14 protein-coding genes and 3 pseudogenes are annotated in these 14,442 nt (G+C 42.0%); 3 read left to right on the top strand and 14 right to left on the bottom strand.

Features of this window, described 5'->3' with window-relative positions; genetic code table 11:
• Positions 1-324: 324 nt before the first annotated feature.
• A complete protein-coding gene (locus KJS69_RS04645; RefSeq protein ID WP_213583034.1) occupies positions 325-666 on the bottom strand; it encodes a VOC family protein in 342 nt (113 codons plus the stop codon).
• 137 nt (positions 667-803) lie between these two features.
• Here KJS69_RS04645 and KJS69_RS04640 point away from each other — a divergent pair, with 137 nt between their 5' ends.
• Positions 804-1,733, top strand: coding sequence for a LysR family transcriptional regulator (locus tag KJS69_RS04640; RefSeq protein ID WP_213582062.1), 930 nt, complete (start codon positions 804-806; stop codon positions 1,731-1,733).
• Between the two features lie 93 nt (positions 1,734-1,826).
• Here the strand turns inward: KJS69_RS04640 and KJS69_RS04635 are convergent, their stop codons facing one another.
• The 3 genes and pseudogenes from KJS69_RS04635 to KJS69_RS04625 all read right to left on the bottom strand — a co-directional run.
• Positions 1,827-2,375 carry an NADPH-dependent FMN reductase gene (locus KJS69_RS04635; protein WP_213582060.1) on the bottom strand — a complete coding sequence of 183 codons (549 nt, stop codon included), beginning with the start codon at positions 2,373-2,375 and terminating at the stop codon, positions 1,827-1,829.
• A gap of 29 nt (positions 2,376-2,404) precedes the next feature.
• Positions 2,405-3,319 carry an NADP-dependent oxidoreductase gene (locus tag KJS69_RS04630; protein ID WP_213582058.1) on the bottom strand — a complete coding sequence of 305 codons (915 nt, stop codon included), beginning with the start codon at positions 3,317-3,319 and terminating at the stop codon, positions 2,405-2,407.
• 163 nt (positions 3,320-3,482) lie between these two features.
• Positions 3,483-3,797: pseudogene (locus KJS69_RS04625) on the bottom strand (MFS transporter); the annotation flags it as partial.
• 193 nt (positions 3,798-3,990) lie between these two features.
• Between KJS69_RS04625 and KJS69_RS04620 the strand changes: the two are divergent.
• A complete protein-coding gene (locus KJS69_RS04620; protein ID WP_213582056.1) occupies positions 3,991-4,905 on the top strand; it encodes a LysR family transcriptional regulator in 915 nt (304 codons plus the stop codon).
• A gap of 75 nt (positions 4,906-4,980) precedes the next feature.
• Positions 4,981-5,103, top strand: a pseudogene (locus tag KJS69_RS04615) (MarR family transcriptional regulator); the annotation flags it as partial.
• Positions 5,104-5,439: 336 nt separating this feature from the next.
• Here KJS69_RS04615 and ant(9) read toward each other — a convergent pair.
• The 10 genes and pseudogenes from ant(9) to KJS69_RS04565 all read right to left on the bottom strand — a co-directional run bounded on the left by ant(9) (position 5,440) and on the right by KJS69_RS04565 (position 14,402).
• The gene (ant(9), locus tag KJS69_RS04610) at positions 5,440-6,225 is read right to left on the bottom strand and encodes an aminoglycoside nucleotidyltransferase ANT(9) (RefSeq protein WP_213582052.1); all 786 of its coding nucleotides are present in this window, start codon (positions 6,223-6,225) and stop codon (positions 5,440-5,442) included.
• Positions 6,226-6,297: 72 nt separating this feature from the next.
• Entirely contained in the window at positions 6,298-7,110 is an 813-nt protein-coding gene (locus tag KJS69_RS04605; RefSeq protein WP_213582050.1) for a CPBP family intramembrane glutamic endopeptidase, read from the bottom strand.
• A gap of 58 nt (positions 7,111-7,168) precedes the next feature.
• Positions 7,169-7,423, bottom strand: a pseudogene (locus KJS69_RS04600) (N-acetyltransferase family protein); the annotation flags it as partial.
• A 58-nt stretch (positions 7,424-7,481) separates the two neighbouring features.
• Complete coding sequence (locus tag KJS69_RS04595; RefSeq protein WP_249730366.1) at positions 7,482-8,168, bottom strand: ABC transporter permease; 687 nt, start codon at positions 8,166-8,168, stop codon at positions 7,482-7,484.
• Complete coding sequence (locus KJS69_RS04590) at positions 8,152-9,075, bottom strand: ABC transporter ATP-binding protein (RefSeq protein ID WP_213582044.1); 924 nt, start codon at positions 9,073-9,075, stop codon at positions 8,152-8,154. The genes KJS69_RS04595 and KJS69_RS04590 overlap by 17 nt, the downstream gene beginning before the upstream one ends.
• Positions 9,076-9,204: 129 nt before the next feature.
• Positions 9,205-10,140 carry a sensor histidine kinase gene (locus KJS69_RS04585; protein WP_213582042.1) on the bottom strand — a complete coding sequence of 312 codons (936 nt, stop codon included), beginning with the start codon at positions 10,138-10,140 and terminating at the stop codon, positions 9,205-9,207.
• Between the two features lie 3 nt (positions 10,141-10,143).
• Positions 10,144-10,839 carry a response regulator transcription factor gene (locus KJS69_RS04580; RefSeq protein WP_213582041.1) on the bottom strand — a complete coding sequence of 232 codons (696 nt, stop codon included), beginning with the start codon at positions 10,837-10,839 and terminating at the stop codon, positions 10,144-10,146.
• A gap of 259 nt (positions 10,840-11,098) precedes the next feature.
• The gene (locus KJS69_RS04575) at positions 11,099-12,484 is read right to left on the bottom strand and encodes an ABC transporter substrate-binding protein (protein WP_213582039.1); all 1,386 of its coding nucleotides are present in this window, start codon (positions 12,482-12,484) and stop codon (positions 11,099-11,101) included.
• Positions 12,485-12,611: 127 nt separating this feature from the next.
• Positions 12,612-13,400: a carbohydrate ABC transporter permease gene (locus tag KJS69_RS04570; RefSeq protein ID WP_213583032.1), complete on the bottom strand. Its 789-nt coding sequence runs from the start codon at positions 13,398-13,400 to the stop codon at positions 12,612-12,614.
• 66 nt (positions 13,401-13,466) lie between these two features.
• A complete protein-coding gene (locus KJS69_RS04565) occupies positions 13,467-14,402 on the bottom strand; it encodes a carbohydrate ABC transporter permease (RefSeq protein WP_213582037.1) in 936 nt (311 codons plus the stop codon).
• Between the last annotated feature and the right edge of the window lie 40 nt (positions 14,403-14,442).

Genomic DNA, 14,442 nt, shown 5'->3' with positions numbered 1-14,442 from the left:
TCGAGTAATTGACCAATTTCCACATCAGACATGTTAGAAAAGTAGTACTGTAGGACTGCGGTACGTTTCTCATCTGGCAAAGTATGCATGGCTTGGCAAGTAGTTTCGGGGTAATTTTCTTTTCTGCCATATTTTTAAAAAAGTTGTGCAGACACAAAAATGCCCAACTGAACATAAGACAGTTGAACATGAGAGTTGATAATTTTTATAGACATTGTGTGTTTGTAATTTACAGCCATAATAATCCCATAACACTCCAAGACTTTTCTTGCTACGTCGAATGGTATTAAATCAGGGTAAAGCAATTCAAACAAGCCATCACTTTCATTCACTATTAACTTCGACCATAAATCCTCCGGGTGCATTGACATAAAAGGTATAACCATGGGCGTGCCGCGGAGGATCTACATCATATCCATCCTCTTTCAAGCGTTGGTTGATTTGGTCTACCTGGTCTCTACTTTCCTGAGAGAACCCAATATGGAAACTTTTCGGATAATGGACTTCCCTTCCCTGCATCAAAGTCAGCACGAAACCATCGTCATCAAGCATTGCTACGAATCCGTTTCCTAGACTTCCTCCAAACGTCATACCAAAATAAATTTCTAAAAACTTTTGAGCAGCAGGCACATCCGTAACAGTAAGATTGAGGTGATTAAGTTTCATTTTTTCCATCCTTTCTTCATCATGTACTACATTGCATTGATATCATCTTTATATTACAATCAATTGTATATAAATAAAAATATATATTTTGGAATATACATATTCCTTCAAGTATATGAACTAAGGAGTTAAATCCTATGGAGTTATTGCAGCTACATTATTTTCGTACCGTCGCTAGACTGGAACATATGTCAAAGGCAGCTGAAGAGCTTCGAGTTGCGCAGCCTGCCCTTAGCAAAACCATCTCTAGGTTAGAAAAGGACCTGGGGGTCCCGTTATTTGATCGACAAGGAAGGAAAATTCGACTAAATAAGTTTGGTAAGGCCTATTTGAAGAAAACCGAAGCGGCGTTAGGCGCTCTCGAAGAAGGTCGTAGGGAACTCTCTGATCTTTCGGGGGCGGAACGGGGAAGTATTTATTTGGCAACCACTACCCTAGATCGCCTTTCCGAACCCGTGGGTAGGTTTCGTTCCCTTTATCCCAAGGTCAACTTTCGCATTACTCAGACCCCAATGGAAGAAATGGAACTATTGCTGGAAACTGGCGAGGTCGATTTCTGCTTTACTTCCATGCCAATCGAACGTCCAGGAATTCGCGAATTTCCTTTACTCGAGGAAGAAATTTTTCTGGCCATACCACCTGAACATCGATTTAGGAACAAGACAAGCATTTCTTTAAGTGAACTAAGGAGTGAGCCATTTATTTCTTTCAAAAAGGGCACCCATTTCCGAAAGATAAATGATGGGCTTTGCCAAGAGGCGGGATTTGAGCCGAATGTCGTGTGCGAGGTTGACGAACCCTTAGCCATCATTAGCCTTGTACGCGCTGGTCTTGGAGTGGCGTTTGTGGGGACATGCAAATCGCGTGATGACTCACCGATTTCTTCTACAATGTCTCACCAATCAATGCCCATTGCCCCCTGTAAAACGGATGACGGTTCACCGATTTTACTGCATATCAATCCCCTTTGTCAGCGTATCTTTCAGCTGGCTTGGGCCGAAAATCGTTACCAATCAAAGGCAGCATCTAACTTTCGTGATTTTCTTGTTCGGTATTTCGAAAAATAATAGGGGTAAAGCCAGCAACTGGCTTGAATCGGGACAAACGTAGAAACATAGAAAGAACATGTTTTTTACATGCTCTTTCTATGTTCAATACAGCTACGATTTCCTTACTGTTTTTAGAGCACGGCTCCATGATAGAGTTTCATCTAACATCGTAGTGGTATAATCAGTATGAAAGTCGGCAGGGTTGAACACTTTAGAATTTGTGAAATCGGTAAAAATGGATAAGGTTGGATGCGCACGAACTGTCGCGACTAATAATTCGCCTAGGATTCCGCGTAAATGCTCAGCAGCACGAGCTCCGCCTGTAGAACCATAGCTTACGATCCCCGCTGCCTTATTGTTCCATTCATCGCGTGCTGAATCAAGCGCATTTTTTAATGCTCCTGTAATGCTGTGATTGTATTCTTGGACAATAAATACGAAACCATCTAAGCTAGAAAGTTTTTCTGACCAAGCTATTAATCCTGGTTCTTTACCAGTACCTTCTCCTAAAAATGGCAATTTATAATCTGCTATATCCACGATTTCATAATTCGCATCTCCTCGTTTATCAGCAATTTCTTTTACCCAATTCCCTACTTGTGGACTTAAACGTCCTTGACGTGTGCTTCCTAAAACAATCCCAATGTTTAATTTTTCCACGTTACTCCTCCTCGTATCGTATTTACGTTCTAATCCACTGTGAGGACGATTTTTCCACGAACGTGCCCAGTCTCTACAGCTCTGTGGGCTTCGGCAGCTTGGTGCAGTGGAAATGATTGTGATATGACAACACGAAGCTGCCCTTGTTCGTACAACTGGGTGAGTTCGGATAGCCTTGATACGCTGCGCTTACTGCGGATGGGAACGGTTCCTAGCTTTTCTGAAAGATCGAAAGCAACGATCGTACCGATCCTTTTTTTGTCGTGGACGAGTTTCACAGAGGCTCTTAGCGCATCCTCGCCTGCTGCGTCAAGGGCTACATCGACCCCTTTAGGCGCAAGTTCGCGTACTCGATCAACTAGTCCTTCTCCATATGCGACTGGAATAGCTCCTAAGGATCGCAGGTAGTCATGGTTACGTGGACTAGCGGTACCGATCACAGTCGCACCCCAAGCTCTTGCCAATTGAACTGCGAATGTTCCAACTCCTCCAGCAGCTGCGTGTATGAGCACTGTGTCCCCTTTACTAATTCCTAATTCCTGCAGTGCCGTATGAGCAGTCTGCCCTGAAGCGGTGAGTACACCAGCTTCTTCCCATGGCATGCTTTTAGGCTTTCTAACAAGTTGAGATGTTGGAACAACCACATATTCAGCATAGCTAGATAGAAGTGACCAACCAATAACTTCGTTGCCAACTGAAAATCCCTCAACTCCCTCTCCAACCACGTCAATGATGCCAGCAAATTCATTTCCTAGTATTTGAGGGTATTGAATTTTCACTCCTGGTGGGCTAAAACCTTGCCCGCGAATCCCACAGTCAACGGGCTGTACGCCGGCCGTTTTTACTTTTACTCGAACTTGCCCGGTCCCTGGAACAGGATTATCGAAGTCCATCACTTGCAATACTTCTGGTGTTCCTGGTGAATGAAAGGCTACTGCCTTCATTTTCATCAGCTCCTTTAATTTTTTATAAAACTTTTGTTGGTGTTCTAGATTTAAATCTAAACAGGTGAATCAAGATCAAACCGGCATATGAAAGTGAGAGAATCAAATAGAGATTGTTATAAATTACACCTTCTCCAATAATATAGAACGGGTTCCAAGCGGATAGCAGAACCATCCAGTAGTTCTGAGCAACAAGTCCAATCAAAGAACCAACCGATAGCAGAAGGAGTCCCATCGTCAATAATGATTTGAGTCGATAACGGTCTGATAGTTTACTATAGATCATGGAACCGATGGCATAAACGAGTAGATAAGCGGAGGATACCCAACTTACCTGCCTGTAAGTCAGTCCGTATTCTTGGCTGATTTCAGGCAGTACGATGTTAAACATCGTTGCGCTCATCATCGAAATAACCATCGTGAAAACCAATGGACGAATGAACTTGTCGCCAATGCGGGGTTCGACTGTTGAAACCATCATGCTTTTAGAAGCTGTTCCCTGTGAATCACTTCCCATATCTGTTTCCTCCCTCCCTTATAGCTGCTCTGATTGATCAATCAAAGTGCATTGTCAGCTCGCAATATGTATTATATAATCGTAATTAGATAATAAAAAATACATCTTTTGATATATATTCATATACTGAATGTAATGAATGAGGGGGAAGTGAATGGAACTGCTACAACTTAAATATTTTTTAACCGTTGCTAAGTTAGAACATATTACGAAAGCCGCGCAAGAACTTCATATCGCCCAGCCAGCCTTGAGTAGAACGATTCATCGGCTGGAAGAGGACTTGGGTGTACCATTGTTTGATCGTAAAGGACGACAAATTCGTTTGAATCCCTTTGGAAAAGCTTTTGAAGCAAAAGCGAAGGCTGCAATCCATTTGCTTGAGGAGGGGCGACGGGAAATAGAAGATCTATCGGGCTTAAAGCAAGGTCGTATTCACCTGGCAATTATGAATATGGAACAGGTTAGAGAACCTCTGCAGACCTTTTTGGCTGAACATCGAGAGGTTAATTTACAGATGTTTCAATTATCTATGGAGGATTTCGAGAACTTAGAAACAAAACGAGAAGTAGACTTCTATTTAACTTCGTTGCCGATTCATCAGGAAGGATTCAGTGAAATTCCATTGATTCGAGAAAAGCTCTACCTCGCTGTACCGCACGGACATAAATATGCAAATCGCAAAGCGATTAACCTTAGTGAAGTGTCAGCTGAACCTTTTGTTGGATATAAAGAAAATTCTCCTTTGCGGATAATGAATGATGACCTTTGCGCTCAAGCTGGATTTCGTCCGAAGATGGTGTGTGAAACTGAAGATCCTGCGAATATCGCCGGTCTTGTTCGTTCTGGATTTGGTGTCGCCATTGTCGGTGGTTGTAAAAGTGGGGAAGAGTTGGACTTAGTCAAACTGCCGATCGAGGATCTTGCAGGTGAAAGGATTTTTCGGATAATCTGGCGGGAGGATCGTTATTTATCACAGGCAGCGATCGCATTTCGAGGTTTTATCGTTAACTATTTCAAGGATGAAGAAACAATAGGAAACGCGGTTAGGAAAGCATTGATGTTACGATAGAAGCCGACCTGTTAAAGAGGCGATGCTTGCAAGTTGGATTACTTAAATTTGAAATGGAGAACTCTACAAACAACATTGACTGCAGGAGATCTTGCTGAGGAAAGTAACCTGACTATTGGTGCGATTACAGGAGTGATTGACAGATTGGAACAAGCTGGATTCGCCCGCCGGGTAAAAGATCCCAATGACCGAAGACGCTCACTCAAATAGACCACTTGAATGAAATTTTCTTTTGTTATTTCTCCCTAAGTTCTCTAAGAGATTTTACCGCGATTAGATCAGAAAGTCGTGATCCTCTAATCTAACTTAACTGGATGTCACTATCGACTAGCGATTAAGGAGTTTGAACATCGGTTCCGCAAAAGAATCCATTTTTTTAAAAAATGGATTCTTTTTATTTACCATCAACTTTGGGGTTATGCGGAATTATTTATCAGACTTTATTTCAAAGCTGCACCACATCCATTTGAACAAATTTACAGGAAAATACGTCTATATTTGCATTGCATTGTTATCGCTTTTTTGAGATCATGCTCAGCTATTAAGATAAGACTCTATAGAGTTTTTCATATGATTAACGAGTGCTGTCACCCCGGAGTCCAGTCCTTCCCACTTATCAACATACTCTCCCCGATAGGCTTTTCTAGCTAAGTCAAGTAAAGTCGCATGTTCTTTAGGCAACCGAGGTATAGCCCATTCTGCAGCCACATCTTTTGGAGAAATTTCACCAACAGCCACTGTCAGCCACATTCGGGCTAAGGTTAAAATGACGTTGCGTTCGTCACCCTTGATACCCTCAATTAACCCTGGCAAAGACTCCCTAATCGCTCTTCGAATATCTGTCATTGGCACGGGTTCAAGTATATCTGAAGCATCAGGACCAAAAAGTGAAACGCTATTCTTTCTTACTTGTGCTAAAACAATAGCCAAATCAGGGTCATAAGTTGGTTCCTGGATTTGTCCTTTCTCCAACTCATCCCTGAGCCACTCACCATAGATAAACTCGTTTTTTGGCGGGTATCGCCAAGGTACAACATCTCCATGATTTATAACCGTGACTTCAAGTGGTCTCACAGAATCTGTATTTCCAATCTTTCCAGATATAAGCATTAGTCTGTCTGTTAGTTTTCTTCGAGTTAATTCAGGTAAACTATGATTTACGACCACTAGGACATCTACATCACTGTTAATGCGCAAGCCACCAATTACGGCAGAACCAAATAGATATACCGCGACTACCTCACTGCCAAGTAACTCCTCTACAATTTTTAATGCTTGAATCGCTTCCTTCGGTATTTTTTCGTTATTCAAATCGCCCATCAACTACAAACTCCTCTCGTCTAAAATGATATATTCACATAAAGCTCAACTGGTAATATTTCAGAAATTTCTTTATTTCCGTGGAATCACCGAATAATCATGTCTATCTTTTCGCGGAAATTTATTATACTTGGTTCTCCACCTGAAAAGCAGCAAACTCAAAGCTAAAATCATCACGGCCCCCGCAAGAGCTGCCATGGCAAAAAGACTTCCGTTTTCTTCATCAAATAGTAATAACATTCCCAGATTCATCAATGCATGAAACGATACTGCTAACATGAGATGGTTCCCTTTTGCCCTACTCAACAACTCTCCGAGAAATACTGACATGGAAACAGTCGATAAAATAAATAAACCGGCAAACATGAAACCTTCAGAAAAAATACCAACATGCCAAATACCCCATAACAAACCGACAAGCAAAGAGGCATTAAGCACTCTTAAACGGGTCTGTAGGAAGGGTTGAAGAAAACACCGCCAGCCAAATTCTTCACCTGCAGCTCCGATAAATTGTGCAATGATGATCAGCCAAAACGGGCTCGACAGATCTGAGGGGTGAACAAAATCTACGGAAACACCCCATACCCGATACCAGCCTATCGCTATTGCAAATACAAATACTATCGATGCAAGGACAATCAGCAAACGGCGGAGGATATTTGAATTAAAACGAAACCCGGATGCAATATGAAGGGAGTGTCGCCTAAATAGCAACATGATAATGACAACGCCGAACGTTGGACCAAACTGTGTCAGCTGAATAACCTCGGTCGGGATTCCGGTATCGGGTTGTATAAGCCCAAAAAATCCCGCAGCAAACAAAGTGACAAGATAATAGACTAATACGATGATAACCATTTTTGTTGCTTTGATTTTGTTGCTCATTTTGTTTCTCCTTCCCCCTTTCTTCCAATAATTTCTCCCCCATTTGGTCTTGTTTCATTTAGTCTAATTTCTTAGCAAATAAAACCCTATCTTGATTTGGTCCGTCATAATCAGCAAAAACAGAAACTCCATCAACTTCTTTGTTTCCTTTTTCAATTTCAAATCCCATCTTGATGTGATAGGCAATCGAAACTTTGTTCACAGGGGACGTTACACAGCGGACAATGTTTCTGCCATTCTCTTTAACAACATTATAAAATTCATTATAAAGTTTCTTGCCAATGTTATTTTTTCGATATTCAGGATCTGAACCTTTCACTAAACGAATTTCCATTTAAAAACCCCTCTCGTATATTATGTAATACACACAACTAAATCTCTCCTATCCTGTCAGCTGTCTTTATAGAAAGGAATAAACTTAGCGCCCCTATTGAACACAGTATTACTATGATAAGCTCATTATTAAAATGAAAAATCGAGGAAAGGTTTGGTAAATTCATTGCTATTATTGCGCAGATTACGGTTGAAACCGTTGCTCTTTTCCAAATTGCAAAGAAAAAAAGCGGGATGAAACTAATTAGCGTGACAATAAACGATCCGACAATCATACCACTAAAGTAACTTACAATATTCGATCCCGTTATTGAAAAATATATAATAGGAAACATTTGGTTAAGCAAATATGTTGCCACACCTGTCAATAGAAAAGAGGCAATGGTAGTCATAAAGATAAAAAGGGCGATAAACAACACTTTTGCCGCAAACAGTTTTCTTCTGCTAATCGGATACCCGAAGGAGAGCGTGATGGTTTTATTTTTATATTCCTCTATGAAAACCTGACTGATCATCGATGCTCCAAACAGGACTAACCCCCTCTGGATGGATTGGATAAGTTCGAACAGAGAATCAAAGTTCTGTCCAAAATCAGCGCTTACCATTTTTATAAAAAACACCGGCAACAACATAAGAATAAACCAGTAAATGGCTACCTCACCCAAAATAGATTTTTGTTTTAATTTTCTCCATTCCAGCTTTACTAGTTTATTCAATATGGCCACCCTCATTAATTAGCTTATAAAAATAGTCTTCCAATGAACTCGTATGTTTTTGAATTTCTTCTATCCCTATATCATGTAAGACCAACATCTTGGAGATGGCATTTGGTGATTGTGTCCAATCGTAAATTCGAATTTTTTTATCTTGGATGATTTTCATATTGGAAATCTGGAGTTCACTTTCAAGTAAATAAACTGTTTTTTCTACATCCGTCGTTACAAGCTCAATATAATCCGTTCGTTGCTTTCGAATATCCGCTAAAGTGACTTCATTTAATAACTTTCCGTTATTAATCACACCGATCCTGTCCACAATCTGTTCCATTTCACCTAAAATATGACTTGAAAGAAGAAAGGTAATCCCGTAATCCTTATTAAGCATAAGGATTAAATCACGAACATCCTTGATTCCTATTGGATCCAGCCCATTGGTTGGTTCATCTAAAACAATTAGTTCAGGCTTCGTGATGATCGCTCTGGCAATCCCCAATCGCTGCTTCATCCCGAGTGAAAAGTTCTTCACTTGCTTTTTTTCAATACCCTTTAAGTGAACCAAATCCAAGGCTTCTCTTACAGCTTTATCATCATAAAACCCTAAATATTCACAATGAAGTTTTACATTTTCAATGGCGGTTAAATGATCAAAAAAGATGGGATATTCAATGATACTTCCGACCCGTTTTAAATCCGATTTCGACTTTTCTGTCAACAAGTGACCAAATAATTCTATTTCTCCACTTGTGGGAATCATTAATCCAGTGAGCATTTTCATAATGGTTGTTTTCCCGGCTCCATTTTGACCGAGGAAACCATAAATTTCTCCCTTTTTAATATGAAGGTTGATATTAGAAACAAGCTCTCTACCATTAGCTTTTTTCGTTAGCCCCCTTGTTCGAATGACATCATTCATTTTTTTACCTCCCTTACTACTTTCATCATAAGGAACAGTTATAACATTTTTCTTTCTCATTCCTTACAAATTTCTTAAATACTTTTCAACCGTTAAGGCAGGTCTAACAGAACACCTCTTCTTAAAAAATTAATACGTAATACGTTTAAATACACAAGTAAAGACCGTTTTTTTATACGGCTTACTGCTTAGATGAATAGAACCCTTCATGGATTCCGTTAATCGTTTTGTAATACTTAACCCAAGGCCACTTCCCAGAAATTGCGGATTTCTTGCATCATCTAACGTATATAACCGTTCAAACACCCGATCTTGATGTACCTCGGATATTCCTTTTCCTTTATCCCAAATGTCTATTGCCATGTATTTTCCATCTTCTCGAAGCGTTAAACCAAACACTCCACCATCACTTCCATACCGAATGGAGTTAGAGATTAAATTGCTGAGTATGCGATTTAACGCCTCTTCGTTTCCAAGGATATAATATGGTTGTTCTGGAATGTCAATCTCAACCTGAAGACCTGTTTCTTGTAACAACTCAAAAAATTCCAACACATTTTTCCGACAAATTTCATTGATTGATATCCTGCTTAGAGGAATTGCATAATCATCCGATTCTATTTTTACAAGGTCAAAAAATTTATTCATTAGAGCAATTACACTTAACGTTTTTTGGTGAAGGCGAAAAGTGATCTCATTCCGCTCTTTCTCGGTCATCTCTTGATCCAGTTTTAATTTTTCTACATAGCCCAAAATAACAGTCAGTGGAGTTTTCAAATCATGTGACATATTGGAGAGCATTTTTCTTAAACTTTCTTTTGTCTTTGAATAATCCGCAATTACCTTTTGGTTATTGTCCAAGAGACGGTTGATTTGAATAAGGAGAAGTTGAATATTTTTTTGGTCTGTTTGAATGAACACTTTTTCTGCAGACGCTTGTTCCAAAATGTCGGCTACTTTTTCAATTATTCCTTGCAGGTCTTGGTTCAATTTTCTTCGGGAAAGGTATTGCAACACATTGATAACAACTAACACAATAACGATTAAGCCAAATACTAAGACCATAAGCTATTCACCCAATTTATATCCGATCCCCCAAATTGTCTGAATATACTTTGGGTTAGACGGATCGTCTTCAATTTTTTCCCGAAGCCTTCTGATATGTACATTTATCACATTTTCATTTCCATAATAGTCATCTTCCCAAATAGAATGGTAAATTTGCTCCTTTGTAAAAACTCTGCTTTGATTTGTCATAAACAGCTTTAACATATGAAACTCCTTTGATGTAAGTTGGACAGATTTATCCTTAACTCGTGCAGAAAAGGTGTTTAGATCAAGGGAAAGCTCCTTAAAATGAAGGGTAGTAGGTTTAGATTGATTCTCTTTCGGAAGATATTGCGTTGCCCTCCGAATAGCAGCATGTACCCTGGCGGTTAGTTCTATCATGGAAAAGGGCTTGCTAATATAATCGTCAGCTCCAAAACCGAGGCCTAACGCTTTATCTATGTCACTTCCTTTTGCTGAAATTATTAGTACAGGAATTAAATTTGTTGATCTTATCTGTTTCAAAAAGTCCATTCCGCTTAACTTAGGAAGCATTAAATCAAGCAAGATCAAATCAACCTTGTTTTTTCCAAGAAGAGTTAAAGCCTCTTCTCCGTCAAATGCAGTGAATATTGTAAAATTCTCCTGTTCCAAGTGACTTGTAACCAACTTACAAATATCTATATCATCTTCTACAAGTAGAATATTCTTTTGCACGTTTTCACTTCCAATCTTTTCTTAGTACCACTATTATATTTCACTTTTTCAGTGATCGCTTCAAGTTCATACTAAATTTCTTATTGGATATACTGGACCTCTGTCAAGAAAGTGGACACTCCGTTGGGATGAAAATGATCGGGGCTGTTTTAGATAAACTCTCGTACGCCTACTCTTGATGAGTGAAAATTGCCACTAACTGAAAAAAGCCCCCGAACGGGGGCTTAGTCTGAGTTCTCAAAAGCTCGGCAAAATTCAATTATTTAATAGTTCCTTTTTCATTGATAATTTTCGTCGCTTCATCGACCATCCATTTCTGCACTTCGTCGATCGACGCATTGCTCAGCATAAATTTGCTGAATCCATCGTTGATAATTTTCGTCAATTCCGCCGAAGCCGTCGTCATCACTTGCGAACCGTCCAAAAATTGGATCTCCTCTCCAGCAACCGAATTTCTCAAGGAGTCTACATCATACCATTCTTCCTTGCCGGCAATCAGTCGGTCCAGAATCGCGTTGTTATTCGCTTTTTTCCAACCGGAGAATTCGGCTCTCGCCGGCGAATCGGCTGTAGTCATGAATCTCATCAATTGGAACGCCGCGTCTTTATGCTTGGAAGTCGCGCCCATCGCCACTTGGGAGCCGCTGGTAAAATACTTGCCGCCCTCGTATTCTTTAGGCTCGGCCCCTTGCGGCGGCAGCGGCACCGGAGCGAACGCCGTTGTGAACTGGTGCGGATATTGCTCCTGATTGCCCGCATCGGGAATCGTCCAATTGCCGGTGAGAATCATTGCGGCTTCTTCGTTGAAAAATTCCGTCCGGTAGTTCAGCTTGGCGGCCAGCACGTCCGCATAAGGCTTCGCGGATTTGTCTACTTCCTCCATATCTTTGCGCAATTGGAAGAAGTACTTGTACGTCGGATCCGCCATAATCGTCGTCCCGTCGCTGTAAAGGAACGGATCCTTCATTACTGTCTGCGCCGGAGCGTTCATGTACAGCTCCCAAGTGTGAAAGTACGTGCCGTAACGCTTGTCCACGCCTTCTCCTTGGGTCAGCTTCTTGGCATAATCGCGGAAATCGTCCCAAGTCCAGCCGTAGGTCGGCACCGGAAGCCCTGCCTCATCCAGCATGTCTTTGTTCAACATCACGTAATTGACGCTCTTCGTGTACTGCATGCCGTAATATTTGCCGTCAATTTTCGGATTGACATAATATTCGTCTTCGGGCACCAGGTTGTTTTTCTCGTAGAACTCATTCAACGGAGTCAGCGCGCCCCGGCTCGCCCGCAAGAGAACGTCGCTGAGGCTCGGCAACTGCACTACGTCGACCGCTTCCCCGGAAGAAATGAGAAAATCGAGCTTCTTCATCATTTCCACGGAATCGCCGGGAACGAGCACGACATGCTCGACCTTGATATCCGGATTTTCTTTCATGAACTCTTCCAGCATGGCATCGGTGCTGACTGACTGCGCCTCGTTGTCCCAGTTGTAATACTTGATGGTCACTTGTTCCTGATTCCCGCCGGCATTGCCTGAGTCGCCGGTCCCCGGCTCGGAGCCGGATTTGCCGCATGCGCTCAACAACAGGATCAGCATCAGCGACAGACTAAGCAATAATGAAATACCGCGTTTGCTTTTTTGGTTCATTTTGCTTCAACCCCCGTTACTATATATGGTTCGAATAACTTTCAACATCAGTATAAACACGGACGTCCGCGGCCAAGTGCAAAATTTTGAGGTCCTGGGCAGACGATTTTGACCTTTTGCGCCGAACTCAGCCCTTCACACCGCCGAGCGAAATCCCGTTAATGACTTGTCTCTGCATCGTAATAAAGACGATCACCAGCGGAACAATGGCTGACAAGGCGGCCATCATCATAATCGCATAATTGTTCGTATAATCATCCCTAAATAGCGTCATTCCAAGCGGAATCGTATACAGTTCCTTACTAAGCAGGAAAATGAGCGGATTCTGGTAATCGTTCCAGGTCCAAATAAATTTAATGATCGCCACGGTGGCCAGCACCGGCTTGCATAGCGGGAGCATAATGGACACGAACGTTCGGATATGGCCCGCGCCGTCAATCTTCGCCGCTTCGATAAATTCGTCGCTGACACCGGCCATGAACTGGCGCAGCAGAAAAGTGAAATAGATCGAAAACATGCTCATCAGAATCAGCGCGGCATGCGTATCGTAAAGGCCGAACCAGCGGATCAGCAGGAACCGCGGAATCAGCGTCGCCTGGTCCGGTATAATCATAAACGATATAAGGGCCAGAAACACCAGATTTCTTCCCCGGAACCGCAATTTGGTCAAGGCGTAAGCCGACATCGACGATATAACAAGGGCAATGCATGTCGTAATGACCGCAACTAGCAACGAGTTAGCATAAAAGTGATAAAAAGGCACTTTCCCCATCCAGACGGTTTTAAAGTTGTACAGCACGTTGATCTTCTCGGGAATCCATTGAATCGGAAAGCGCATCACATCTTTTTCAAACTTGAAGGCCGCCGACACCATCCATATTAATGGAATCAGGAAGATGACGGATATCCCTGCCATAACTACAGTCGTAATAATTTTTGCAAAATTTTTGCGAACAAGCAGCAAGACGATCCCTCCTCAAAATTATAGCGTATCTTCTTGTCTCATCTTCCAGGTGAGCGCCGTTACAAGCCCGATAATGGCAAACAGCAGCCAGGAAATCGCGGACGCGTAGCCCATGTTATAAAATTTGAAGCCTTCCTCGTATATGCGGTAGACAAGCACAGTCGAGGAATTGTTCGGGCCGCCATCGGTCAGGAAAGAAACAACGTCGAAAACTTTGAACGATCCGATCAGCATCGTGATGAACAGGAAGAACGTCGTCGGACGCAGCAAAGGAATGGTTATTTTGAAAAATTTCTGCAATGCGGTTGCCCCGTCGATTTCCGCGGCTTCGTACAGCTCTTCCGAAATGTTCGTCAGACCGGCCAAATAAATGATGATCGTATAACCGAGCCCCGCCCAGGCGCTGATAATCGCGACGGATAACAGGGACGTCTTCGGATCGGCCAGCCATTTCGGCGGGTTGGATATTCCAATGTCCATCAGAAACTGATTGATCGGGCCGAGGGAAGGATGGAACAAAGCGCTCCATACGGCGGCTACCGCAATAATGGACGAGATATAGGGGATGAAAAACGCCACTTTGAAATAATCCTTCAAATATACTCTGCTTTGGATCAGAACCGCCAGCACCAGGGCGATGGCGATCGGAACCGGAACCGTGAAAATCGTATAGATCAAATTATTTTTCAACGCTTGCAGGATAGTCGGATCCTGAAACATATAAATATAATTTTCGAGCCCGACGAATTTAATTCCCTTGATCCCCGATAGCAAATCCCAGGATGAAAAGCTCAGGTAAAGCGAAAAACCGAGGGCAAATACGTTGAGCAGCAACATGCCCACGATCTCCGGCCCAAGAAAGAGCCAACCGATCAGTGCTTCCTTTCGCTGCAGAGTCCAAAACTTCCGGGGTTTGGGAAAACTTTCGGGCGCGGTTTGTTTAGCAACATCCACGTTGTATCACCTCAACATTTTGTTCGTTGCTACTAATCAT

Source organism: Paenibacillus sp. J2TS4 (genome assembly GCF_018403245.1).
Classification (GTDB): domain Bacteria; phylum Bacillota; class Bacilli; order Paenibacillales; family NBRC-103111; genus Paenibacillus_L.
This window is presented reverse-complemented; position numbering and strand designations above follow the sequence as displayed.

Excerpts from the sequence above, each read along its gene's own strand:
- KJS69_RS04645 (WP_213583034.1), bottom strand. The coding sequence starts at position 666 with ATGAAACTTAATCACCTCAATCTTACTGTTACGGATGTGCCTGCTGCT.
- KJS69_RS04640 (WP_213582062.1), top strand. The coding sequence starts at position 804 with ATGGAGTTATTGCAGCTACATTATTTTCGTACCGTCGCTAGACTGGAA.
- KJS69_RS04630 (WP_213582058.1), bottom strand. The coding sequence starts at position 3,319 with ATGAAGGCAGTAGCCTTTCATTCACCAGGAACACCAGAAGTATTGCAA.
- KJS69_RS04620 (WP_213582056.1), top strand. The coding sequence starts at position 3,991 with ATGGAACTGCTACAACTTAAATATTTTTTAACCGTTGCTAAGTTAGAA.
- KJS69_RS04605 (WP_213582050.1), bottom strand. The coding sequence starts at position 7,110 with ATGAGCAACAAAATCAAAGCAACAAAAATGGTTATCATCGTATTAGTC.
- KJS69_RS04590 (WP_213582044.1), bottom strand. The coding sequence starts at position 9,075 with ATGAATGATGTCATTCGAACAAGGGGGCTAACGAAAAAAGCTAATGGT.
- KJS69_RS04585 (WP_213582042.1), bottom strand. The coding sequence starts at position 10,140 with ATGGTCTTAGTATTTGGCTTAATCGTTATTGTGTTAGTTGTTATCAAT.
- KJS69_RS04575 (WP_213582039.1), bottom strand. The coding sequence starts at position 12,484 with ATGAACCAAAAAAGCAAACGCGGTATTTCATTATTGCTTAGTCTGTCG.
- KJS69_RS04570 (WP_213583032.1), bottom strand. The coding sequence starts at position 13,400 with ATGGCAGGGATATCCGTCATCTTCCTGATTCCATTAATATGGATGGTG.